The sequence below is a fragment of the Nocardiopsis flavescens genome (assembly GCF_900141985.1).
Taxonomy (GTDB): Bacteria; Actinomycetota; Actinomycetes; order Streptosporangiales; family Streptosporangiaceae; genus Nocardiopsis; species Nocardiopsis flavescens.
Window position 1 is genome coordinate 596003 of record NZ_FQZK01000001.1, and the last position, 23122, is coordinate 619124.

At 74.5% G+C, this 23122-nt stretch carries 20 protein-coding genes, 1 pseudogene and 2 CRISPR repeat arrays; of the genes and pseudogenes, 12 read left to right on the forward strand and 9 right to left on the reverse strand.

Going from position 1 to position 23122, the window contains the following annotated elements; all coding sequences use genetic code 11:
• Window positions 1-370: 370 nt before the first annotated feature.
• On the reverse strand, window positions 371-1333 hold the full coding sequence (locus BUE45_RS02780) for a helix-turn-helix transcriptional regulator (RefSeq protein ID WP_073375354.1): 963 nt from the start codon (window positions 1331-1333) through the stop codon (window positions 371-373).
• 63 nt (window positions 1334-1396) lie between these two features.
• On the opposite strand from BUE45_RS02780, the gene BUE45_RS02785 reads away from it, so the two are divergent.
• On the forward strand, window positions 1397-2539 hold the full coding sequence (locus tag BUE45_RS02785) for an epoxide hydrolase family protein (RefSeq protein WP_073374521.1): 1143 nt from the start codon (window positions 1397-1399) through the stop codon (window positions 2537-2539).
• 194 nt (window positions 2540-2733) lie between these two features.
• Window positions 2734-3207: direct repeats of the CRISPR family, unit length 29 nt; unit sequence GGGACCATCCCCGCGTGCGCGGGGAGCAG.
• 156 nt (window positions 3208-3363) lie between these two features.
• On the opposite strand, the gene BUE45_RS02790 is transcribed toward BUE45_RS02785, so the two are convergent.
• Together BUE45_RS02790 and BUE45_RS02795 are read right to left on the reverse strand one after the other, a co-directional pair.
• Entirely contained in the window at window positions 3364-4389 is a 1026-nt protein-coding gene (locus BUE45_RS02790; RefSeq protein WP_073374523.1) for a protein kinase, read from the reverse strand.
• 124 nt (window positions 4390-4513) lie between these two features.
• On the reverse strand, window positions 4514-4828 hold the full coding sequence (locus BUE45_RS02795) for a 2-C-methyl-D-erythritol 2,4-cyclodiphosphate synthase (protein ID WP_073374525.1): 315 nt from the start codon (window positions 4826-4828) through the stop codon (window positions 4514-4516).
• A gap of 71 nt (window positions 4829-4899) precedes the next feature.
• A CRISPR array of direct repeats spans window positions 4900-5355; the repeat unit is 29 nt; unit sequence GGGACCATCCCCGCGTGCGCGGGGAGCAG.
• Between the two features lie 366 nt (window positions 5356-5721).
• Here BUE45_RS02795 and BUE45_RS34045 point away from each other — a divergent pair.
• A pseudogene (locus tag BUE45_RS34045) lies at window positions 5722-6090 on the forward strand (DUF4274 domain-containing protein); the annotation flags it as partial.
• Between the two features lie 60 nt (window positions 6091-6150).
• On the opposite strand, the gene BUE45_RS02805 reads toward BUE45_RS34045, so the two are convergent.
• Both BUE45_RS02805 and BUE45_RS02810 read right to left on the reverse strand, forming a co-directional pair.
• Window positions 6151-7104, reverse strand: a complete 954-nt coding sequence (locus BUE45_RS02805) for a GNAT family N-acetyltransferase (RefSeq protein WP_073374527.1) — start codon at window positions 7102-7104, stop codon at window positions 6151-6153.
• Window positions 7105-7270: 166 nt separating this feature from the next.
• On the reverse strand, window positions 7271-7837 hold the full coding sequence (locus tag BUE45_RS02810; RefSeq protein WP_245832734.1) for a Chromate resistance protein ChrB: 567 nt from the start codon (window positions 7835-7837) through the stop codon (window positions 7271-7273).
• A 281-nt stretch (window positions 7838-8118) separates the two neighbouring features.
• Between BUE45_RS02810 and BUE45_RS02815 the strand changes: the two genes are divergently transcribed.
• From BUE45_RS02815 to BUE45_RS02825, 3 genes are all read left to right on the forward strand, one after another.
• Complete coding sequence (locus tag BUE45_RS02815) at window positions 8119-9363, forward strand: MFS transporter (RefSeq protein WP_084736804.1); 1245 nt, start codon at window positions 8119-8121, stop codon at window positions 9361-9363.
• 31 nt (window positions 9364-9394) lie between these two features.
• Window positions 9395-10078: a DNA alkylation repair protein gene (locus BUE45_RS02820; protein WP_073374530.1), complete on the forward strand. Its 684-nt coding sequence runs from the start codon at window positions 9395-9397 to the stop codon at window positions 10076-10078.
• Window positions 10079-10321: 243 nt separating this feature from the next.
• Window positions 10322-11602: an alpha/beta fold hydrolase gene (locus BUE45_RS02825; RefSeq protein ID WP_073374532.1), complete on the forward strand. Its 1281-nt coding sequence runs from the start codon at window positions 10322-10324 to the stop codon at window positions 11600-11602.
• A 147-nt stretch (window positions 11603-11749) separates the two neighbouring features.
• On the opposite strand, the gene BUE45_RS02830 is transcribed toward BUE45_RS02825, so the two are convergent.
• Window positions 11750-12919, reverse strand: coding sequence for a PP2C family protein-serine/threonine phosphatase (locus tag BUE45_RS02830; protein ID WP_073374534.1), 1170 nt, complete (start codon window positions 12917-12919; stop codon window positions 11750-11752).
• A 195-nt stretch (window positions 12920-13114) separates the two neighbouring features.
• On the opposite strand from BUE45_RS02830, the gene BUE45_RS02835 reads away from it, so the two are divergent.
• Window positions 13115-14131, forward strand: coding sequence for an ABC transporter substrate-binding protein (locus BUE45_RS02835; RefSeq protein ID WP_245832735.1), 1017 nt, complete (start codon window positions 13115-13117; stop codon window positions 14129-14131).
• Between the two features lie 537 nt (window positions 14132-14668).
• Here BUE45_RS02835 and BUE45_RS02840 read toward each other — a convergent pair.
• From BUE45_RS02840 to BUE45_RS02850, 3 genes are read right to left on the reverse strand one after another with little or no spacing between them, the layout of a single operon-like run.
• On the reverse strand, window positions 14669-16228 hold the full coding sequence (locus BUE45_RS02840; RefSeq protein WP_073374536.1) for a tripartite tricarboxylate transporter permease: 1560 nt from the start codon (window positions 16226-16228) through the stop codon (window positions 14669-14671).
• Between the two features lies 1 nt (window position 16229).
• Window positions 16230-16838 carry a tripartite tricarboxylate transporter TctB family protein gene (locus BUE45_RS02845; protein WP_073374538.1) on the reverse strand — a complete coding sequence of 203 codons (609 nt, stop codon included), beginning with the start codon at window positions 16836-16838 and terminating at the stop codon, window positions 16230-16232.
• Window positions 16835-17827: a Bug family tripartite tricarboxylate transporter substrate binding protein gene (locus BUE45_RS02850; RefSeq protein WP_073374540.1), complete on the reverse strand. Its 993-nt coding sequence runs from the start codon at window positions 17825-17827 to the stop codon at window positions 16835-16837. The genes BUE45_RS02845 and BUE45_RS02850 overlap by 4 nt, the downstream gene beginning before the upstream one ends.
• A 306-nt stretch (window positions 17828-18133) precedes the next feature.
• On the opposite strand from BUE45_RS02850, the gene BUE45_RS02855 reads away from it, so the two are divergent.
• The 6 genes from BUE45_RS02855 (at window position 18134) to BUE45_RS02880 (ending at window position 23068) form a co-directional block, all read left to right on the forward strand.
• Window positions 18134-18928: an IclR family transcriptional regulator gene (locus tag BUE45_RS02855; protein ID WP_073374542.1), complete on the forward strand. Its 795-nt coding sequence runs from the start codon at window positions 18134-18136 to the stop codon at window positions 18926-18928.
• Complete coding sequence (locus BUE45_RS02860) at window positions 18925-20148, forward strand: CaiB/BaiF CoA transferase family protein (RefSeq protein WP_073374544.1); 1224 nt, start codon at window positions 18925-18927, stop codon at window positions 20146-20148. The genes BUE45_RS02855 and BUE45_RS02860 overlap by 4 nt, the downstream gene beginning before the upstream one ends.
• On the forward strand, window positions 20145-20981 hold the full coding sequence (locus tag BUE45_RS02865; RefSeq protein WP_073374546.1) for a citryl-CoA lyase: 837 nt from the start codon (window positions 20145-20147) through the stop codon (window positions 20979-20981). Before BUE45_RS02860 ends, BUE45_RS02865 begins: the two co-directional genes overlap by 4 nt.
• Window positions 20982-21229: 248 nt before the next feature.
• Window positions 21230-21607, forward strand: a complete 378-nt coding sequence (locus tag BUE45_RS02870; protein WP_143173239.1) for a hypothetical protein — start codon at window positions 21230-21232, stop codon at window positions 21605-21607.
• 127 nt (window positions 21608-21734) lie between these two features.
• Entirely contained in the window at window positions 21735-22436 is a 702-nt protein-coding gene (locus BUE45_RS02875; protein ID WP_073374550.1) for a DsbA family protein, read from the forward strand.
• Window positions 22433-23068, forward strand: a complete 636-nt coding sequence (locus BUE45_RS02880) for a vitamin K epoxide reductase family protein (protein ID WP_073374552.1) — start codon at window positions 22433-22435, stop codon at window positions 23066-23068. The genes BUE45_RS02875 and BUE45_RS02880 overlap by 4 nt, the downstream gene beginning before the upstream one ends.
• Window positions 23069-23122: the final 54 nt, after the last annotated feature.

The following is a 23122-nucleotide window of genomic DNA, read 5'->3' on the forward strand; positions in this document are numbered from 1 at the left end:
GGTGGGTCCATCCCCGCGTGCGCGGGGAGCAGGGTAACGGCCCTGCCGGGTGGGCGGCCGGGGTGGGTCCATCCCCGCGTGCGCGGGGAGCAGAGTAAATGACCTGCAAGGATTCCACTGTCAACCAGCCGTTTTTACAACTTCTCAAGAAACGGACAAAACGCGCAGGCCTTCACAACGGGCTCCAGAGCTTTCTACCGGACCCGCACGACCAAGGCAACGCATTCCCGAACACCCCGACAACACCACCCCGCCGAGAGACCGAACACACGTCCCGACCGCAACGGCACCAAGACCGCCGTCCCCGCGCACCGACCCTCAACGACACCGCCCGCCGCATGACCGCCAGCTGACAGCCGACAGCCGACACTCAAATCGCGGACACTCCCCCCGCCGCGCGGCGGAACCTCCGCGCCAGCCGCTCGAACGCCGCCGCCAACTCGTCCCCGTCGACCACCTCGACGTCGACGTCGAGCTGCGCCATCCAAAGCGCCAGCCGCTCCGGGTCCTCCGAACCAATCTCCACGCGGCACGTGGACGCGTCGACCACCTCGATGGCGACCGGGACGGGGATCTTCGCGGCGACCTCAGCGGCCGGAGCATGCACGAGTACCCGCGCCCGGTACCTCCAGCCCGCCTTGCTGACGCGTCCGACCACGTACCCGACGGCATCGCCCCCGGGAACCGTACGCGGCCCGAACCGCACACCCGTCGCCCTCTGCGCGGCCATGCGGTCGACACGGAAGATCCGCCAGTCGTCGCGGTCGAGGTCCCACGCGAGCAGGTACCAGAGCGGCCCCCAGCCCACCAACCGGTGCGGTTCGGTGTGGCGGGAGCCTTCGCCGCCCCCGGACTTCGTGTAGCCGAACCGCAGTCGCTCACGCCCTCGGATCGCGGCGGCGACCGCCCCCAGAACCGAGAGATCGAGCGGCGGATCCGCCCCCGGAACCACGCTCGTCGCCTCGCGTACCGCCTCCACGCGCCGGCGCAGGCGCGAGGGCAGCACCTGCTCCAGCTTCGCGAGCGCGGTGAGCGAGGTCTCCTCGACGCCGAGCCGCCGGGTGGCGACCGCACCCAGTCCGACCGCGACGGCGACGGCCTCGTCGTCGTCGAGCAGCAGCGGGGGCATCGCCGTCCCGGCGGCCAGCCGGTACCCGCCCGCGACGCCGGGGCGCGCGTCCACGGGATAGCCGAGCGACCGCAGCCTGCCGACGTCGGCGCGCACGGTCCTCGTGCTCACACCGAGCCGGTCGGCCAGATCGGAGCCCGTCCAGTCCCGCTTGAGCTGGAGCAGGGACAGCAATTCGAGCAGGCGGGCCGAGGTCTCCAACATGTTCTCCAGCATCCCAGCCATTGCGGAAGCGAACCTTCCGCATCTCCTGGGAGCGTCGGCGGCATGGACGAGAACAAGGCACTCACCCCGTTCCGCATCGACATCCCGCAGGCGGACGTCGACGACCTGCGCGGCCGGCTGGCGCGCGCCCGCCGGCCGGTCCCCGTTCCGGGGCGGGACGACCGTGCCGACTTCAGCCGCGGCATCCCGCCGGTGTACCTCAAGGAGCTGGCCGAGTACTGGCGCGACGGGTTCGACTGGCGCGAGCAGGAGGCGAGGCTCAACGAGTACGACCAGTTCACGACGGTGGTCGACGGCCAGCGGTTCCACGTCGTCCACGTGCGGTCGACGAACCCGCGGGCCACGCCGCTGCTCCTGAACCACGGCTGGCCAGGGTCGTTCGTCGAGTACCAGCGGCTCATCCCGCTGCTGGCCGACGAGTTCCACGTGGTCGTTCCGTCGCCGCCCGGGTTCGGGTTCTCCACGCCCCTGTCGGGGACCGGTTGGGAGCTGGCACGGACGACGGAGGCCTACGCCGAGATCATGACGCGCCTGGGCTATGCGAGGTTCGGGGCCCACGGCACCGACATCGGCTCGGGCACCGCCGGCCGCCTCGCGGCGCTGTACCCGGAGCGCGTGATCGGCACGCACATCGGCAGCGACCCCCGGCTGCTCGGGTTCCTCGGGGAGAAGTTCCCCTATCCCGAGGGCCTGTCCGAGGAGGAGACCGCCCTGGTCGAGGCAGTGCGCGCCGAGGACGCGGCCGATCGCGGGTACCTCTTCATGCAGGAACACCGTCCCGACACGATCGGCGCGGCGCTCACCGACTCGCCGGTCGGGCAGCTCGCGTGGATCGCGGAGAAGTTCAGGCCCCGGAACGGCGGCGCCCACCGGACGCCGGACGAGACGGTCGACCGCGACCAGCTCCTCACGAACATCAGCCTGTACTGGTTCACCCGCAGCGGGGAGTCGAGCGCGCAGTTCTACTACGAGTCCGCGCACTCCGGAATCGACCTGGCGATGGCATCGGACGTGCCGTCCGGATGGGCCGTATTCGACGCCCGTCCGGTCATGCGCCGCGCGGTGGACCCGTGGAAAGCGATCGGCCACTGGAGCGAGTTCACCGAGGGCGGCCACTTCCCGGCGATGGAGGCGACGGAGCTGCTCGCGGGCGATATCCGTGCCTTCTTCCGCGATATCTCCTGAATTCTGTGCCGGGGTCGGCGGGCCGTGAAGAACCGTCAGGGCCCGACCGGCCCGGCACGTCGAGGAACCCGTCGATGACGGGATGATGCGGCGGCGGACGGCGGGCGGCGGACGGCGGCCCGTTGCCTTGCCGTGGGCCCATCCCGGCGTGCGCGGGAGCAGTCCTCCAGAGCGGTCATGTCCGCGCGGGCGGTGGGTCCATCCCCGCGTGCGCGGGGAGCAGCCGAGGGCGGTGGCGACAGTGGCGGCGAGGGTGGGACCATCCCCGCGTGCGCGGGGAGCAGTCCTGGTCGCTCTCGTCGGGCCCGTCGTGGGGGTGGTGCGGGGCGATCCGGGGACCATCCCCGCGTGCGCGGGGAGCAGCGGGGTCCCCCTCGGGGCTGTTCGTGGTCATGGGGACCATCCCCGCGTGCGCGGGGAGCAGCGCCGGGCCCCACACCCCAAGGAGACCAACATGGGACCATCCCCGCGTGCGCGGGGAGCAGATCGTGGTGGAGGACCGGGAGCGCATCGTCATGGGACCATCCCCGCGTGCGCGGGGAGCAGCCCATTGAAATCGTGTGCGTCATGGATGAACAGGGACCATCCCCGCGTGCGCGGGGAGCAGGCGGCGCTCTGGGACACCAGGGTCAACACCGTGGGACCATCCCCGCGTGCGCGGGGAGCAGAGTAACTGACCTGCGAGGATTCCACCGTCAACCAGCCGTTTTTACAAGTTCTCAAGAAACGGACAAAACACCCTGCCCGCGTTCGAAGGTCCCAGGGTTTTCTACCGAACGACGAGAAAGGAGGCAACTCCCCTCTCCCGCACCCGTCAGACCGGTTCAGTCCCCGTCGCCGCCCTCCATATCCGGCGGCTGCCAGATCAGGTTCAGACCACCACCACCGGAGCCGAACCCTTCCGTCTCCGACACCCGAGTCGGCCGCCGCCCCTCCCGGAAGGGAGCCCTGAACCCGCTCTCCAGTGCTCCGGGATCGACCTCCAGAGGCATCCACCTCTTCCTGGTCCCGAACCGGCCGGACCGCTCGTGAAGCTCCCCCGGTTCCGGCAGGACATCGTCCCGGGTGTATCCGAGCAGGACCGCGAGCACCCGGCGGGCGCTGGGCCGACGCCCAGCGTCACGGTTCAGGCAGGCCGCCAGTACCGACGACAGCGGGGCGGGCACACCGCGCAGGTCCGGCCCCTCCCCCACCGGGCGGGCGACCGCATGCCGGGGGGCCGAACCGGGGAACGCCGACCGCCCCGTGGCCGCCCCGACCGCGGTCACCGCCCACGCGAAGACGTCGTCGGCCCTGGTGGTCCGACAGCCGTCCCCGGGTTCCGGCACCCGCTGCCGGGGCTCCAAAAGTGACCTGCGGCCGTCCGACGCGATCTCCACGGCTCGGGCGTGGACACCGTCGACGACGATCACGCCGCCATCGCCCACCAGGACGTTCTCCCAGTTCACCGCGTGGTGGACGACGCCCGCGTCGTGCAGGACCGCCAGCGCGGTGGCGGTGTGCACCGCGAACCGGTACAGCTCCCGCCCCGCGAGCGGGTTCCCGCCGGCGAGCCGTTCGTCCAGGGGCACGACGTGCTCGACGTGCCGGAAGGCAACCCACGGCGCGGCGGCCCACGGGTCGGCGTCCACCGCCGTCAGCAGGGAGAAGGAGGACACCCGCGCCGAGAGGTCCACCGACCGGCCCAGACCGTCGCGGAAGCCGGGCACGTCCGCCGCTTCAGCCGACGCGAACGCGAGCAGGTGCGGTGTGCCCCCGTCGTCCAGCACCCGGAAGCACGCGCCACGGGAGTCCGCGCCCAGGTCCTCCACGAGCCGGTATCCGCCCACGCTCGCGCCGACACCCGCCATGTCGCCTCCTCTTTGCGGATACCGGTGAGAGTCCCGCGCGGCAGGCGGAGGTTCGCACCGGACCGACGCCCGGGGAGGCGTCCCCGCCGACCGCCCCCGGGCCGGTCGGCGGCTGCCGAACGGCTCACTCCTCCAGGAGGCTGGTCTGCCCGGGTACCTGCTCCCGGCCGGTGCGTCCGGCCCCGAGGCACCGGCGGCAGGTGACCGGGCCGGCCGACGCCAGCAGTCGCAGCGGGTCGACCGCCGCGTGACAGCCGACCGCTGGGATCTCCACGCCCGCCCACAGGTGCGTCGCCAGGCGGTGTACCACCTGGCCGTGTCCGATCCGGACCCCGGCGGCACCGGCCAGCTCCTCGCGGCGGCGGCGCAGGGTCGCGGCCAGGTGCTCGATATCGGGTGCGGACTCGGCAGCGGTGGCGGTTTCGGTTCGGTCGGTCATGGAACCAGGATCGCGCAGGCCACTGACAGTGGCCAAAGCGCAGGGCTCACGGGCGGGTGATGGGCAGCGCCCAATCCATCCCCGCGTGCGCGGGGAGTAGGGTCTGGTAGGTCTGGCCGATGGTGGAGGCCGGGGTCCATCCCCGCGTGCGCGGGGAGCAGATGCCGATCCGGCTCGTGACCCCCGACCACAAGGGTCCATCCCCGCGTGCGCGGGGAGCAGACCGGGGTGATCTGCCGGGCCCGCCTGGACTGGGGACCATCCCCGCGTGCGCGGGGAGCAGCCGGCGATGGCTTCCGTGATACGGCGGGTGGTGGGACCATCCCCGCGTGCGCGGGGAGCAGCCCATGTCCGGGGACGGCGCCGCGGCGGGCCGGGGACCATCCCCGCGTGCGCGGGGAGCAGTCCAGGGCCGGGACGCACAGGTCCCTTTCCCAGGGACCATCCCCGCGTGCGCGGGGAGCAGGCCCTGACCAACGTCGCTTTGGTCCGGATCCTGGGACCATCCCCGCGTGCGCGGGGAGCAGAGTAACTGACCTGCAAGGATTCCAGCGTCAACCAACCGTTTTTACAACTTCTCAAGAAACGGACAAAACACGCAGGCATCTTCGTGGGCTCTCAGGGAGTTCTACCGGACGGGCCGGTCCACGGCAATGGGAACCCGGGATCGACGGCGGCCATCTGACGGCAGGGCTCGGTACGGTGAAGCCGCCACCGCCCCGACCAGGAGAACCGCGCCATGGACCCCTCGATCGAGCGCATCCTCTCCCACGACGCGGAGGACCACGGCTCCCTCGCTGAGCGGGTCACCGCCCTCTCCGACGAGCGGCGGCTCTGGGCACTCATGAGCGCCTACAACTGGGACGACGGATTCGAGGTCCCCCCTCGCCGTCGTCACCCACCCCCGCTGCGACCGCGCTCTCGCGCTGCGCCTGTACTGGGAGCTGGACGACTCCGCCCAGCTCCACCACTCCGACGAGAACGCCGCCCTGCACGAGGCCTACTCCGCCGAGGCCGAACACCACCCCGAGGAGTTCGACCGCCTGGTCCGCTACTGCTCCGCCCTGGTCCGCGGCCTGCGGGAGGAGACCTTTCCGATCGGCCTCAACACCTTCGACACCGGCTTCTTCAACCTGGACGACCCCGGGCTCACCGACCGGCAACGCACACTGCGGGCCGCGCGCACCCGGCGCGCGCAGCGCGAGCACGAGGACGGCTTCCTGCGCCCGGTCCCGGAAGAACAGAACGTCCCGCCCGCCTAGCCAGGGGTCGGGACGCCGCGTCGGCCGCCGGGTTCACCGGGGCCGGGGTGCTCCGGCCCCTCAGTCCGCGTCCGCGGGCTTGAGCAGCGGCACGTCCCACGTCACCTTGCGGAACCCCACCCCGTAGTACAGCCCGCGCGCCGACGTGTGCCCCGGCGCCCCCAGGCACGCCACGGTGGCGTGCACGGCCCCGGCCTCCCGGCCCAGGCGCAGCCCGTGCAGCAGCATCGCCCGCGCCACCCCCCTGCGCCGGTGGTCGGGGTGCGTCCCGACCGGCTCGAACTCCAGGGTCCGGTTCTCCTCGTCGAGCCACATGATCGCCGAGGACGCCATCGTCCCGTCAGGCGCCTCCACCAGCAGGTGCAGGTCCCCCCGGTACCCGGCCGCCGCCCGCACGCCCTCGTAGGCGTCGATCGAGTACGCCGACGGCCCCCACGCGTCCACGTGGGCCCGCACCGCGGCGTCGGGCCCGGCCTCGGCCGCCGTGCGGAACCGGTACCCCTGCGGCAGCTCCGGCTCCTCGATGTCGGTGAGGTCCCGCTCGTTCAGCTGGGTCCAGGACCCGGTGTCGCCGAGCGACTCGGGGTCGGTCACGTACCCGTGCGCCGCCCACCGCTCCAGCGCGAACGCGTCGTCGGCCCCGGGCAGCACCGTGCGCTCCAGGCCCGGTGCGGTGGCGTCGTACCAGTCGACGACCTCGTCGAGCAGCTTCGCGTGGTCGGGGTGGACCTGGTAGGCCAGGTAGGCGCCGGTGACCTCCTTGACCGAGCCGTCGTTGAGCCGTGCCCGGCGCGGCAGCTGCGCCCACCCCCACGCCACGAGGGCCCCGCCGTCGAACCACAGCCGGCGCCGCCAGCTCGCGTGGAAGTCGGCGTGGCCCCGGCCCCAGTTCCAGGCCAGCTCGCCGTAGGAGGCGTCGCTGTTCACGAGTTCGGGGCGCACGGCGGTGACGCGCTGCGCCAGGCCCTGCATGAGTTCCACGTCGGCGGCGGTCAAGAGTTCTGCGCTCGTCATGGGCCACACGATGGCAGCACACCGGCGGCGCGGTCGAAGGGTTTTCCGACCGGCCCGCCCGCTTCGCCGCCTCGCCGCTCCCCGGGCGCGGTGTCCGCGGCGCCGCCGCCCGCACGCCCTCGCGGTGTCCCCGGGGCGCGCTCCCCCGCTCCCCGTCCCCGCGCCCTCAGCCCCCGGGTGACCCCGGCCCGCCCCCGTGGACGGCCGCGTAGACGCGCTCGGCGTAGTCGTCGAGGGCGTCGGAGCACGCGCGCAGCCGCTCTGCGGCGTCGCGGGCCTGCGGCAGGGCGAGCACGTCGCGCTTGCGGAGGTCGCGGAACCAGCGGCGCAGCCGCTCCAGGCTCTGCTCCTCTTCCTCCAGCTCCGCGAAGGTGAACTTGGCCTTGGCGATCTCCCGGGCGATCTCGTCCAGGAACTTGCCGCAGTCGGCGGTGTACTCGTTCCACTCGTCGGTCCGGGCCGCCCGGAACGCGTCCACGAGGAAGGCACGGGAGGCGTCGTCGCGCGGCTCGACCTCGAACACCGCCACCTGCCCGCCGCCCTCGGCCGCCAGCTCCCCGGCCCGCCGCGCCGCCTCCCGGAAGACCTCCGCCACCGGCAGCGCCCACGTCCCCTGGGACACCGGCACGGCGCCCGCGCGCCGCAGCTCCCGCCAGACCGCGACCCGGTGCCGGGAGGGCTTGGCCGGGACCTGGACCACCGCGAGCATCCATCCCACCGCATCGTCTGTCACAGGGCCGACGGTAACACCCTTCGCGGCACCGGGCGGACGGCCGTGAGAGGGCCCGGCCGCGGGTCGGGGCGGCCCGCACCGCCCGGTGGGCCGCCCCACGGGCCGTCCGGCGCGTCGCCCGGTGGGCCCGGCTGATGAACCCGCCCGCCGAACCCGGTCGTCGGACCGCCCGGCGAACCACCGCCGGGCAGTCTCCGGACCGCCGCCGGGCCGTCTGCGCGCCACCGCCGTTCCACCTCCGGGACACCACGCCTTGGGTAACACGTGTTACTTTCTCTTCTGTGACCCTAACTTCCTCCCTGCGCTCCGTCGCGCCGCTGTACCTCGCCGGCTTCACCACCGCGTTCGGCGCCCACGGGGTCGCCAGCGTGCTCGGCGCCGAGAGCGACGACATCGGCCTGTCCCTGATCCGCCTGGGGCTGGTTCTGGCCCTCTACGACGTGGCCGAGGTGGTCCTCAAGCCGGTCTTCGGCGCGCTCAGCGACCGGATCGGCCCCAAGCCCGTCATCGTCGGCGGCCTGGCGGCCTTCACCGCCGCGTCCCTGATCGCCCTGGTCTCGCCCTCCGCGCTGGTGCTGGGCCTGGCCCGGCTCGGGCAGGGGGCGGCGGCCTCCGCGTTCTCCCCCGCCTCCTCGGCGGCGGTCGCCCGCCTGGCCGGGAGGGAGCGGCTGGGCCGCTCCTTCGGCCGGTACGGCGCGTGGAAGAGCCTGGGCTACGTCCTGGGCCCGCTCCTGGGCGTGGGCCTGGCGCACCTGTGGGGCATCCAGTCCCTGTACGCGGCGCTGGGGCTGCTGTCGGCCGCCGCGGCGGTGTGGGTGCTGATCTGCGTCCCGGCGCTGCCGGTGGTGCCCCGCCCCCGGTACACCCTGGCCGACCTCGTCCGGCAGACGACCGAGCGCGGCTTCCTCGTCCCGACGCTGCTGCTGGCCACCACGACCGCGATCCTCGGCGTGGCCGTCGGGTTCCTGCCGCTGCTGGCCGTGCGGCTGGGGCTGCACCCGCTGGCCGGGGCCGCCGCGGTGGCCCTGCTGGCGCTCACCTCGACCCTGGTGCAGCCGGTGGTGGGGCGCCTGCGCGACGAGGAGCGCGTCACCACCCGGGCCGGGGGCGTGCTGGGGCTGTGGGGGGCGGCGGTCGCGCTGGTGCTGCTGGCGCTGTTCCCGCACGCGCTCACGCTGTTCGCCGCCGCGGCGGTGATCGGGCTGACGGTCGGCACGGTCACCCCGCTGGCCTTCGCGCACCTGGCCGCCGCCACCCCCGAGGAGCGCATGGGCCGGACCATGGGCAACGCCGAACTCGGCCGGGAGCTGGGCGACGCGGGCGGACCGCTGCTGGTCGGCGTCGTGGCCACGGCCACGACGCTGCCGGTCGCACTGGCGGTGCTGGCCGCCGCCGGGCTGGGCGCGGGCGCGCTGAGCGGGGCCGCCCTGCGGGCCCCGGGCGGGCCCGGGGGTCCCGGCGGTTCCGGGGAGCCCGGCCCGCCCGACCGCCCCGCGGACCCGCCGGGCGTCCGACCCGCGCCGTAGGCTGAACCCGCACGTGAGAGAGGGGACCGCGATGCCCGCGACGACACCGCCCGCCACCACGGCGGCCGAGGTGCTGGCCGAACTGGCGGAGCTGGAGGACCCGAGGATCCGGCGGGTCAACGAGCGGCACGGCGACGACCACGGGGTCAACCTGACCCGGCTGCGCGCGGTGGCCAAGCGGCTCGGCAGGCAGCAGGACCTGGCGGTCGGGCTGTGGGAGACCGGCGACACCGCCGCGCGCCTGGTGGCGCTGCTGGTCTGCCGGCCCAGGGCGTTCGGGCGCGGGGAGCTGGACGCCATGCTGCGCGGGGCGCGCACGCCCAAGGTGCACGACTGGCTCGTCAACTACGTGGTCAAGAAGAGCCCGCACGCCGAGGAGCTGCGCCTCGCCTGGTTCGCCGACCCGGACCCGGTGGTGGCGAGCGCCGGGTGGGCGCTGACCACCGACCGGGTGGGGAGGCGGCCGGAGGGCCTGGACCTGTCCGGGCTGCTCGACACCGTCGAGGCACGGATGAGGGACGCCCCGGACCGGTTGCAGTGGGCGATGAACGAGTGCCTGGCCTGGATCGGGATCGACCACCCCGCGTACCGGGAGCGGGCGGTCGCGATCGGGGAGCGCCTGGAGGTCCTCAAGGACTACCCGACTCCCCCGGGCTGCACGTCGCCGTTCGCGCCGGCCTGGATCGCGGAGATGGTGCGGCGGCAGGAGGCCTGAGGTCCTCTCCGGGGCGGGCCCCGGGGACGCGCGCGATCCCGCGGCTGCGGGCGCGCAGGCGCGGGGCGGCGTCCGCCGGTCCCCGCTGCGCGGGACGGTTACGACCCACGTCCGCAGGGCGGACGGTTTCCCCGCAGGATCGGACAGTGGGGACGAAAACTCCCTTACGATGTTCGGGCCGACTTCCCGAATCCCCCCGTATCCGCCAATCCCGGGAAGCGGCCGACACCGAGGAGATCACTGATGGGCTACTCCATGCCCGGGCTGTGGGTCACCGAGCACACGGTCACCGTCCCCCTGGACTGGGCCGACCCGGGCGGGGAGCGCATCGAGCTCTTCGTGCGCGAGCTCGTCGACCCCGAGCGCAAGGGGGACGACCTCCCCCTGCTCGCCTTCCTCCAGGGCGGACCCGGCGGGGCCAACCCCCGCCCGCTGGAACCCTCCGGCTGGATCGGGGAGGCGATCGGCGAGTACCGGATCGTCCTGGTCGACCAGCGCGGCACCGGCCGCAGCACGCCCCTGGACGCGCGGGCGGTCGTCGAGCGCGGCGACGCCGCGGCCGGGGCGGACTTCCTGTCCCGGTTCCGCGCGGACTCGATCGTGCGGGACATGGAGCACGTCCGGGACACCGTCTACGGCGGCAGGCGGTGGACCACCCTCGCCCAGAGCTACGGCGGCTGGCTGACCCTGACCTACCTCTCCCACGCGCCCGAGGCGCTCAACGCCTGCTACGTCTGCGGCGGGGTGCCCGGGGTCCCGGCCGACGTGGAGGAGGTGTACCGGCGCACCTTCACGCAGGTGGAGCGCAAGACGGCAGAGTACCGCCGCCGCTACCCGCAGGACGTGGCGGCCGTGGCGGCGATCGCCGACCACCTGGCCGCGAACGACGTGCGCCTGCCCGACGGGGATCGGCTGACCGTCCGCCGGTTCCAGACGCTGGGGATCGAGTTCGGCCGCAAGCCCGGGTTCGAGCGGATGCACTGGCTGGTGGAGGGTGCGTTCGTCCGCCCCGGGCGGCTGTCGGACGGGTTCCTCCAGGAGGTGATGGTGCGCACCTCCAGCGCCGACGCCCCGCTGTACTGGACCCTCCAGGAGGCCATCTACGCCGACCGGCCCGGGAGGGCCACCGCGTGGGCGGCCCAGCGCGAGCGGGAGGGGCGCCCGGCGTTCGCGGAGGACGCCCGGCCGCTGGCGTTCACCGGGGAGATGGCGTTCCCGTGGATGTTCGAGGAGGTGCGCCTGCTGCGGCCCCTGCGCCCGGCGATGGAGGAGCTGGCCCGGCGCACCGACTGGCCGCCGCTGTACGACCGGGAGCGCCTGGCGGCCAACGGGGTGCCGGTGGCCGCGGCCGTGTACCACGACGATCTGTACGTGGACGCGGGGTTGCAGCTGGACACCCTGGAGGGGGTGGGGAACTCGTGGGCGTGGGTCACCAACGAGTTCGAGCACGACGGCATCCACTCCGGCCGGGTGTTCGGGCGGCTGCGGGCGTCGATGCGCGACCGCGGCGGCGAGCCCCGCTGAGGGGCGGGGCGGGGCGGGAGGGGTCAGCGCGTCGAGCGCCCGCCCGCCGCGCCCACCCGCGCTCCGCGGGCGGGCGCGGCGCCCCCGGCCCGGCGCAGCCGCCACTGGAGCTTCGGGAAGTCCGCCCCCGTATCGTCCCGCCCGGGGTCAGCCGTGCCACTCGAAGAACAGCACCGTGGCGTCGTCGTTGAGCGAGTCGTGGTGGTAGTCCAGCACCGCGTGGACCAGGCGCCGCAGGGTCTCGGGGACCGGCTGGTTGCCCACCTGGTGGTGGATGATGAAGTCCACGAACCGCTGGACGCCGAACTGGTTGCCTTCGGCGTCGCGGGCCTCGATGATCCCGTCGGTGTAGAACAGCAGCCGGTCTCCGGGCTCCAGCCGCTCGCGGCACACGTTCACCGGCAGGCCCAGGTCCATGCCCAGCGGGTGGGTGGGCGCGCAGTCCAGCTCCCGGACCCCCTCGCCGCGGATGAGGATGGGCGGCAGGTGGCCGCAGTTGACCCACTCCATCTCGCCGGTGGTCAGGTCGATCTCGGCCAGGATCGCGGTGGCGAACCGGGTGCGGACGAACTCCTGGATGAGGGTGGACTCCACACCCTGGGGGATCTCGGCCAGCGGGGTGCCACGGCGGCGCTGGTTGCGGAAGGCCCCCACGGCGAGGTTGGCGATGAGGCCGGCCGTGTTGTCGTGGCCCATGGCGTCGAAGATGGCCAGATGGGCGGTCTCCCCGGCGATGGCGTAGTCGAAGGAGTCGCCGGCGTTCTCGTAGGCGGGCTCGGCGGCGGCGGAGATCGTGACGCGGGCGTCGGCGAAGGTGCCCGGGGGCATGAGGGTCCACTGCATCTCGGCCGAGACCGACATGGGCTCGGTGCGGATGAGGCGGGCGTAGGAGTCGCTGTTGGAGCGCTTGGCGATGACGAGCAGGCCCACCAGCGAGGCCAGGTCGCGCATGGCCGAGCGGTCGGGGTCGCCGGTCCACATCACGTGCAGGACGCCCAGGCGCTCGGCGCCCTCCAGGATGGGCACCCAGTAGCGCGGCTCGTCGCCGTCGCGCACCGCCACCCCGGTGATGTAGGCGTGGCCGGCGGCGGAGCGGTCCACGGGCAGCTCCTCGCCGCCCCGGCGGGCGTCGGGGCCCTCGCCGGTGACCTCGCGCAGGACCTGCTGCTGGTGGTCGGCCAGGTAGAAGCGGGCCTCCGGCAGGCCTGCGGCGTCGGCCTTCTTGGCCACGAGCGCGGGCAACTCCTCGAAGGTCGCCAGGTGACCGGCCCTCACCAGGGAGACCATCAGGTCGTTGGACGCGTGTTGTGCGGGCATGGATGCACCCCGTTCCCCCCGAGGGCCCGTCGGCCCTCCCCTCCGCGGTGTGTCGGCGGGCGAACGTCCATCGTCGCACGTTCGCCACACCAGGCACAGATACCCACAAAACACATATTTCGACCAACCCCGCCGCACGAATCCGGAAAAGGTCAGGTTAGGCTCACCTCACACATCACGTCGAGGAGGAACATCGTGACGGGAGCACACAGGCGCACCGCCCGGCTCGGGGGCGTCGGAGCGGCGGCCGGACTGCTGGCGGCCCTGCTGGTCGGCTGCGGCGCGGACGCCGGTGCAGGGGGCCCGGGAGCGGCGGAGGGCGGGGACGGGGGCGGCGGCGCCTATCCGATCACCGTGGCCACCGCGCAGGGCGAGGTGACCATCGGGTCCGCGCCCGAGCGGGTGGTGGCGCTGGGCTTCTCCCCCGCCGACGAGCTGATCTCCCTGGGCGTGGACCCGGTCGCGGTGGCGGTCGACCCGGCGACCCTGGAGGAGGACGCCCCCTGGCTGGTCGGGCCCCTCACCGAGGCCGGCGGGGAGGGCGGCCTGGAGGCCGTCACCGCGCCGGAGCTGGTCACCGGCGACGGCGGCGTCGACCTGGAGGCCGTCGCCAACGCGCGGCCCGACCTCATCATCGCGGAGGCGTACCAGGTGCAGGACGCGGCGGCGTTCGAGCGGCTCAACGCCATCGCCCCGACCGTCACCCCCGACACCGACGCCCTCAACCCCGACTGGGACGAGCGGCTGCTGTCCACCGCCGCGGCCCTGGACCGCACCGAGCGGGCGCAGGAGCTGATCGCCGACCTGGAGGCGGAGTTCGCCGAGGTGGGCGCTCAGGTGCCGGGGATCGGGGAGCGGACCTACCAATGGGTCCGGGCCGACGAGACGGGATACGTGTTCGGGAACGGCTCGCTGTTCGACCTGTTCGGGATGCGGCCGGCCGAGAACCAGGACAACACCCAGACCGCGGCGTCGCTCTCCCTGGAGAACACCGCCGACCTGGACGCGGACCTGCTGGCGGTGTGGGCGCCGTCCGGGGAGCGCCGGGAGGAGCTGGAGTCCGACCCGCTGTTCCAGGAGCTGCCGTCGGTGGAGGCGGGGACCGTGTACTTCGCGGGGCTGGACTTCGCCAACGCCATCAACTCCCCCGCGCCGATCTCCCTGCGCTGGCTCCGCGACGAGCTGGCGCCGGTGGTCGGCGCCCTGGAGTGAGTGGCCCGGCCTGACGGGGGCGGGAACAGGGCGGTCCGGCGGGCGGAGGCCGCACGGTGGCGGGGTGTCCGCGACCGCACACGCCTCCGGCCCCCTCGGGGCGGGTCACCGCACGCACCCCGGCACGGGCGGCCGGACGGGTGGGACCGCGCGGGTCCGGGTACCGAAAGGTCGCAGGCCCGCGCGCACGGCCGAACGCGCCTTCCGGTCCCCTGCCGCGGCGCGGCCCGGAGGGGACCGCACGCACGCCGCCCGGCGGTGATCGCACGGTGTGCACGGGTCCGGGGACCGGGGTACCGAAAGGTCGCAGGCCCGCGCGCACGCCGCCGCGCGGTGATCACACGGCGGTGCCGCACCGCGGGTCCGGGCCGCGACCGGGGCCGCCGGACACCGGCGGGTGGAGACTCCCGGGGCGCCCGCTCGGGTGGGGCGGGCGCCCCGGGAACGGCGGGAGGGGGTCGCCGTGCGGCGGCGACCCCCTCCCGGACCGTGAACGGCGGGGGCGCGCCCGGTCCGGTCGCGCCCCGCCGCGGCGCCTCACCCCACCGGGGCGTCCTCGCCGGTCTCCTCCTGCGCGGCGGCGCGGGAGCGGGCCCGCATGCGGGCGATCCCCACGAACGCGACGGCCGCCAGGACGACGGTGTAGATGCCCAGGGTGATCGGCCCGGCGAACAGCACGCCCACGTCGCCCTGGCCGATGGCCAGCGCGCGCCGCAGCTCGGTCTCGGCCAGCGGCCCCAGGATGACCGCGATGAGCACCGGGGCGAGCGGGATCTCGTAGCGGCGCATCATGAACCCCAGCAAACCCAGCAGGATCAGCAGCCACAGGTCGGTGATCGAGTACGAGGCGGCGTAGACGCCCAGCACCGCGAACCCGGTGATGCCCGCGTACAGGTACCGGCGCGGGATGAGCAGCAGCTTGGCCCACAGCGGCGCGAACGGCAGGTTGAGGATGAGCAGCATGACGCTGCCCACGAACAGGCTGGCCAGCAGCGCCCAGACCAGGTCCGCGTTGCGCTCGAAGAGCAGCGGGCCCGGCTGCATGCCGTACTGCTGGAAGGCGGCCAGCATGATCGCGGCCGTCGCGGAGGTCGGCAGGCCCAGGCCCAGCAGGGCGCCCATCGCGGTGCCGGCGGTGGCGCTGGCCGCGGACTCGGGCGCGGCGACGCCCTCGATGGCGCCGTCGCCGAACTCGTCGGGTCCCTTGCCGCGGCGGGCGCGGAACCGGGCGAGCCTGCGCTCGGTGCCGTAGGCGAGGAAGGTCGGGATCTCCGAGCCGCCCGCGGGGACGGCGCCGAAGGGCAGGCCGAACCCGATGCCGCGCAGCCAGGCGGGGACCGCCCGGCGCAGGTCGCCGCGGCCCAGCCAGGGGGTGCCGCCCGCGTTGACGGGCGAGGCGCCCTGGTGTCCGCCGCGGTGGATGCGCGAGGCCACGTGCAGGACCTCGCCCAGGGCGAGCAGGCCCACGGTCACGGTCACGACGCTGATGCCCTCGAACAGGGAGGGGATGCCCAGGGTGAACCGGGCCGCGCCGCTCTGCGCGTCGATGCCGACCATCGCGATGGCCAGGCCGATGGTCAGGGCGATGGTGCCGCGGACCATGGACTGGGCGACCACCGCGGAGGTGGCCAGGAAGGCGAAGACCGCGAGCGCCAGGTACTCGGCCGGGCCGAACCGCAGGGCGATGTCGATGATGACGCCGGAGAAGAACGCGACGACGGTGGTCGAGACGACCGCCCCGAGGAACGCGCCGATGGCGGCGGTGGCCAGCGCCTGCGGGGCCCTGCCCCGCTTGGCCATCCGGTGCCCCTCGATCGCGGTGGCGATGGCGGAGCTGTTGCCGGGGGTGTTCATGAGGATCGACGTGGTGGAGTCGCCGAACAGGCCGCCGTAGTACACGGCGGTGAACATGATGAACGCCCCGGTGGGGTCGAGCTTGAAGGTGACCGGGAGCAGCAGCGCCACGGCCATGGCCGAGCCCAGGCCGGGCAGCACGCCCACGGCGGTGCCCAGCAGGACGCCGATGAAGGCCCACAGCAGGTTCTCGGGGGTCAGCGCGGCGGCGAAGCCGCCCGCCAGGAGTCCGAAGGTCTCCATGTCAGAGCACGCCTCCCAGGATGCCGGAGGGCAGGTTGAGTCCGAGGCCGGCCACGAAGGCCAGCTGGACGACGGACGAGTAGACGAGGGCGACGGTCGCCTCGAACAGGGGGCGACGACCGCCGAAGGCCCAGGCGACGCCGAAGAACAGCAGCGCCCCGGACAGCAGCCACCCGACCGGCTGAAGGAGCAGGGCGAACAGGACGACGGAGCCGAGCACGGTGCCGACGGTGCGCCAGTCGCTGTGGGTGGCGGGCGCGGCGGTGTGCGGGCTCTCGCCCTCGACGAGGTCGCCGACGACCCCGGCGCCCTCGGGCCGGTCGGCCCCGCCGTCGTCCGGCTCGGGGGCGGGGCGGCGGGCGACCTGGAGGGCCAGGGCCGACCCCAGGACGATCATGAGGGCGGCCACGAGGGCCGGGAAGAGCTGGGGGCCGGGGGAGGCCGAGTTGTCGGGCACGTGCATGGACGCGGTCTGGACGGCGAGGAAGGCGCCGATGCCGACGGTGAGCAGGCCGACGAAGATCTCGCTGCGCCCCCGCCACCAGGCGCGGGCGCCGCCCGTCGCGGTCGCGGCGCCCTGCGCGGCGTCCGTCGTGCGGTGGGTGGTCATGACAGTCCCAGCTCCTCGGTGACCTCGGTGATGCGGGTGATCTCGGCGGCGAGGAACTCCTCGAACTCGGGGCCGGACTGGTAGGTGTCGTCCCACCGGTTGCGCTCCAGCGTGTCCTGCCACTCGGGGGTGGCCACCATCTCCTCGACGATGGCGGTGAGCTCGGCGCGCTCCTCCTCGGAGATGCCGGGCGGGGCCATGAAGCCGCGCCAGTTGGGCAGGACCGCGTCCACCCCCTGCTCGGGCAGGGTGGGGTGCTCCTCCAGGCCCTCGACGCGCTCCTCGGCGGAGACGCCGAGCACGCGCAGGTTCCCGGCCTCGACCTGGTCGCGGAACTCGTTGTAGCCGGAGACGCCGACGTCGATGCTGCCCGACAGCAGGGAGGTCAGCGCCTGGGCGCCGCCCGCGAAGGGGATGTAGTTGACCTGGTCGGCGGAGACGCCCTGGGTGCGGGCGGCCAGCCCGGCGAGGAGGTGGTCGGTGCCGCCCAGGGAGCCGCCGCCGACGGCGACCGCGCCCGGGTCGTCCTGCCAGGCCTGGACGAGGTCGCCCATGTCCTGGAGCGGGGAGTCCTCGCGGACCACGAACACCTCGTAGTCGTCGGCGACACGGGCGATGGGGACGACGTCCTCCAGCGTCTGGGCGGAGTCGTTGACGATGATGCCGCCGATCATGACCGTCCCGGTGGTCATGAGGGTCGTGGCCTCGCCCTCGCGCCGCACCGTCTGGGCCAGTCCGATGGTGCCGCCCGCACCGGGCAGGTTGAGCACCTGGGTGTTGGCGACGATGTCGTTGACCCGCAGCGCGTGCTGGGTCTCGCGTGCCACCAGGTCCCACCCGCCGCCGGGGTCGGCGGGGACGAGGATGTCGATCCTCGCCCGCGCCTCGGACTCGTGCGTTCCTGAAAGCGCGGCGTTCACCGCGGCGGCGCCCACGACCAGGGCCGCGCACACGGCCCCGGTCGCCCGAAGGGCCCGCTGCCTGTCCATCTTCACTCCCTCTCGACCTATTGGTCCGCCTGGCGGACCAACCGGGCCGCTGTTCGGTTCAGGAAATGATGCGGATCACGTTTGCCCGTGTCAATGGGACCGCGAAACCTTTGTGCAACATTCCGGCCTCCTGCCGGAAAGGAGGGGTGAACCGCTGGTGGCGGATGATTCCACCCCTCTCGCGCGCGGGTCGCGGGCGCCCGCGCGACCGCTCTGGCGGGGTGGGGGGTGATGCGTTACGCTGACCCGAAAGTCCACTTGATGGTCTTACCGGTCCACCTGGTGGACCACGGGAGAGGAGGGCGCATGCCCGGGGACCCGGACGGGGGCGTGCGGAGCGTGATGCGCGCGATCGACATGCTCGACCTGTTCGACGAGCGCAACCTGCGCTACACCACGCGCGAGCTGGTGGAGCGCACCGGCCTGGCCAAGACCACCGTCCTGCGCCTGGTCGGCACGCTGGAGCAGCGCGGCCTGCTGTGGACGGGGCCGGACGGGCGGATCGCCGCCGGGCCGGGCCTGCTGCGCTGGGCCCGCCTGGCGCACGCCGTCTGGCAGGTGCCCGAGGCGGCCCGCGCCGTCATGCGCGAACTCGTCGCCGACACCGCCGAGACCGTCAACCTCTACGTGCGCGCCGACGCCGTCCGCGTGTGCGTGGCCCAGGAGGAGGGCCCCCAGCGGCTGCGCCACGTCGTCAACACCGGCGACGAGATGGTGCTCTGGGGCGGCGCCGCCAGCAAGGTCCTGCTGATCGGGGCCGACGACGCCACCCTGCTGCGGGTGGCCGCCGCCTCCCCCTACGGCCCCGCCCACGTGGACCGGCTGCGCGCGCAGGTCCGGGACGCGGGCGAGCGCGGCCACGCCGTCAGCCACGGCGAGCGCGAGCACGGCGCCTCGGGCGTGGCCGCCCCCGTCTTCGGGCGGACCGGCCAGACCCCCGTGGCCGCACTGGCGGTGGGCGGGCCCACCGCCCGCTTCACCGACGCCGCCGTGCGCGGGTTCACCGGGTCCGTCGTGCGGGCCGCCCGGCGCATCTCGGAGATCGGCCTGGACCCCACCGGCGGCGCCCCGGCCGCCCCGTTCCCTGGAGAGCCGCGATGACCGCCGCCGACGAGGACCGCGCCCTGCCCCTGGCGGGCGTGCGGGTCCTGGACATGACCAACGTGCTGGCCGGCCCCTACGCCGGGTACCAGCTCGCCCTCATGGGCGCCGACGTCGTCAAGATCGAGGTCCCCGGCAGCGGCGACCTGGCCCGCAGGCTGGGCGCCTCGGCCGAGCTGAACGAGCAGCGGATGGGCGCCTCCTTCCTCGCCCAGAACGGCGGCAAGCGCTCGCTCACCCTGGACCTGAAGTCCGACTCGGGGCGGCGGGTGATGCGCTCGCTGCTGGGCGGGGCCGACGTGCTGCTGGAGAACTTCCGCCCCGGGGTGCTGGAGCGCCTGGGGTTCGGCCCCGACGTGCTGCGCGAGGCCAACCCGGGTCTGGTGTACTGCGCCATCTCCGGGTTCGGCGCCGACGGCCCGCTGAGCGACCGGCCCGCCTACGACCAGATCGTGCAGGGCCTGTCGGGGATGATGGGCGCCACCGGCACCCCCGACACCGGGCCGCTGCGCGCCGGCTTCCCCATCGCCGACGTGCTGGGCGGGCTGGCCGCCGCCTTCGCCGTCTCCTCCGCGCTGGTCCAGCGCGAGCGCACCGGCGTGGGCGCCCACCTGGACGTGTCGATGCTGGAGACCGCGATCACCGCCATGGGCTGGGGCGTGTCCAACTTCCTGTCCACCGGGGTCGAGCCCTCGCGCATCGGCAACGAGAACGCCACCGCCGCCCCCTCGGGCGCGTTCGCCACCGGCGACGGGGCGCTCAACATCTCCGCCAACAAGCAGGAGCAGTTCGAGATCCTGTGCGGCGTGGTCGGCGCCCCCGAGCTGCGCGAGGACCCCCGGTTCGCCCGGCGCGAGGACCGCAAGGCCCACCGGGAGGAGCTGCGCGAGGCGCTGGAGGAGCGCCTGAAGGGGCGCACCGCCGCCGAGTGGGAGCGGGAGCTGTCCGGCGCGGGCGTCCCGGCGGGCCGGGTGCTCGGGGTGCGCGAGGCCCTGGAGTCGGAGCAGGTGGTGCACCGCGGCCTGGTGCACACCCTGCCCTTCCCCGGCGCCGAGGACCGCGAGCTGCGGGTGCTGGGCAGCGGGGTGCACGTGGACGGCGCGGCCCTGGGCCCGCGGCGGCCCCCGCCGCTGCTGGGCGAGCACACCGCGGCGGTGCTGCGCGAGGCCGGATTCAGGGAGGCCGAAATCGAGGCCCTGCGAGAGGAAGGTGCGGTATGAGCGGTACGGACGCGGACCGGTCCATGACCGACGAGGAGATCGGCGCGTGGTGGTCGACCGGGGTCACCCGCATCGCCCCCGGTGAGATCGACCTGCGCGGCTACCCGGTCCAGGAGCTGATCGGACGGGTCTCCCTGGTGGAGACGGTGTGGCTGATGCTGCGCGGGGAGCTGCCCGACCCCGGGCACGCCCGCCTGTTGGAGGCCGCGCTGGTGGCGGCCGTGGACCACGGTCCGCAGGCGCCCTCGATCGCCGCCGCCCGGATGGCCGCGACCTGCGGTGTGGGGCTCAACAACGCCGTCGCCACCGGGGTCAACCTGCTGGGCGACGTGCACGGGGGCGCGGGCCAGCAGTGCATCGCCGTGCTGGAGCACATGGCGGCGCTGCGCGGTGAGGGCGCGTCCGCGGACGAGGCGGCCGGGGCCGTGGTGGAGGACCACCGCGCGCGCAAGGCGCACGTCCCGGGGTTCGGCCACCGGTTCCACCCCCTCGACCCGCGCCGCGACCCCCTGGTGGACCGGGTCCGCGAGGCGGCCGACCGGGGCCTGGTGGAGCCGACGCACCTGGAGTCGGGGCTGGCGCTGGAGGCGGCGCTGGCGCGGGGGCGCAGCCGCCCCGTCCCGATGAACATCGACGGCGCCACCGCGATCGTCTACGCCTCGCTGGGGTTCCCGGCCGAGCTGGGGCGCGGGCTGTTCGTGCTGTCCCGGTCCGTGGGGATCATGGCGCACGCCTGGGAGGAGACCGGGAGCGGCGCCCGGATCAAGGGGCCGCTGCCCCGGCGGGTGCTGGCCGGGTACCACGGGCCGGACACGCGCCACCTGCCGGAGTGAGGCGGGCGGGCGGGAGGTGAGCCCGGGTGCGGGCCCCGGTTCCGGCGGGGCATGGGCCGGGGCGGGGCCGGGCAAGGGCGCCCCGTCCCCGCGCGGCCGGTTCCGGCGGAGCGGCCGGGCGGTCCCGGGCCCCGCTTTCCGGCGGGGCGGCCGGTACGCGGCTTCCCGGTTCCGGCGGGGCGCGGCCCCTCTCCCCCCGGGGGGACCCCGGGGCGGGGGCCGGCCGGGGCGCCGCTACAGTGCCGACCATGGACGGGCACCCCCGAAGACGCGGCGCGCACACCCTCGCGGTGCTGCTCGCCGTCCTCGTGCTCGCCTGCCTGGCCTGCGCCCCGGCGCACGCCGGAACCGCCCCGGGCACCGCCGCCCCCGGCCCCGCCGCCGCGGCGAGCGCGACCCCCGGGCCCGCGGCGCAGGAGCCCGAAGCCGCGCACGGAGACCACTCCTGCGCCCCCGCCACCGCCCCGGCCGCCGCCGTGTCCGCGCCGCTGCCCGTGGCGCCGCTCCCCCTGCTGTGGGCGCTGGCCCACGCCGCGCACACCCCCGCCCCGCCCGCCGAGGAGGCCCCCGCGGCGCCCCGGCACGGGTACGGGCTGCTGACCCTGCTCTGCGTTCACCGGGTGTAGACCACCGCCGCGCGCCGGCGCCCCGCGCGTCCGGCGCCGCCGCCCTCCCCGGACCGCCCCGACCGGCGGTCCCGTCGTGGTCCCCCGCCGCGCCCCGCGCGCGGCGCCCGTGGAACGGAGAGAACCCGTGAACCAGAACCTCGCCTTCACCCTCGTCCTGCTGGCCGTGCTCGGCCTGCTCGTGGGATCCCTCGTGTACATGTCGAACCGGCCGCCGGACGCCCAGGGCGCCGGACCGGCCTCCGCCTCCCCCTCCGGCCCCGGCGCACCGGAGGCCTCCGCGACCGCCGACCCCGCCCTGCTGGTGCGCGAGGACAGCCGCCACCTCGACGACGTCGAGGACGCGCCGGTGACCGTCGTGGAGTTCCTCGACTTCGAGTGCGAGGCCTGCCGCGCCCAGTTCCCCGTGATCGAGCGCGTCCGCCAGGAGTACGACGGCCGCATCGACGTCGTCGTCCGCTACTTCCCGCTGCCCGGGCACGCCAACTCCCGCCCCGCGGCGGCGGCCGTGGAGGCGGCGGCGCGCCAGGGCGCGCTGGAGGAGATGTACGCGCGCATGTACGAGACGCAGGCCGAGTGGGGCGAGTCCACGGAAGACCGCAGCGCGGTGTTCGCCGGGTTCGCCCGGGAGCTGGGCCTGGACATGGACGAGTTCACCGCGGACGTGGAGTCGGAGGAGGTGGCCGCCCGGGTGCAGGCGGACTTCGACGACGGCGTCGCGCTGGGCGTGCAGGGCACCCCGACGATCTTCGTCAACGGGGTGCGGACCCCGAGCATGCCCTCCTACGGGGTGCTCACGGAGATGATCGACGCGGAGCTGGCCGAATGAGCGCCGCGAGCGCGCCGGACACCCCGGACGCCCCGGACGCGGGGCCCGTCGCCCGCCTGCTGCCCTGGCTGCTGGCGGCGGGCGGGGCGCTGGGGCTGCTGGCCGCCACCGCCCTGCTGGTGGAGAAGGTCCGCGTCCTCCAGGACCCCGGGCACGTGCCCTCGTGCAGCATCAACCCGGTGCTGTCCTGCGGGACGGTCATGCAGACCTGGCAGGCGGAGGTGTTCGGCGTCCCCAACCCGGTGCTGGGCGTGGTCGGGTTCTCGGTGGTGACCACGGTGGGCGTGGCCCTGCTGGCGGGGGCGCGGTTCCCGCGCTGGTTCCACCTGGGGCTGTGGGCGGGCACGCTGTTCGGCGCGGTGTTCGTGCACTGGCTGATCTTCCAGAGCCTGTACCGGATCGGGGCGCTGTGCCCGTACTGCATGGCGGTGTGGGCGGTGACGGTGCCGCTGTTCTGGTACACGGCCCTGGACGGGCTGCGGGAGGGACACCTGCCCGGGGCCGGGCCCCGGGCGCGGCGGACGGCCCGGGCGCTGTCCCGGTTCCACAGCACCGTCCCGGCGCTGTGGGCGGTGGGGGTGGCGCTGCTGGCCGCCTGGACGTTCCGCGACCACTGGGCCGCGCTGCTCTGACCGCCTGCCTCCGGGTGCCGCCGGGGCGGGGCCCCGGCGGCACCCCGTGCGCCC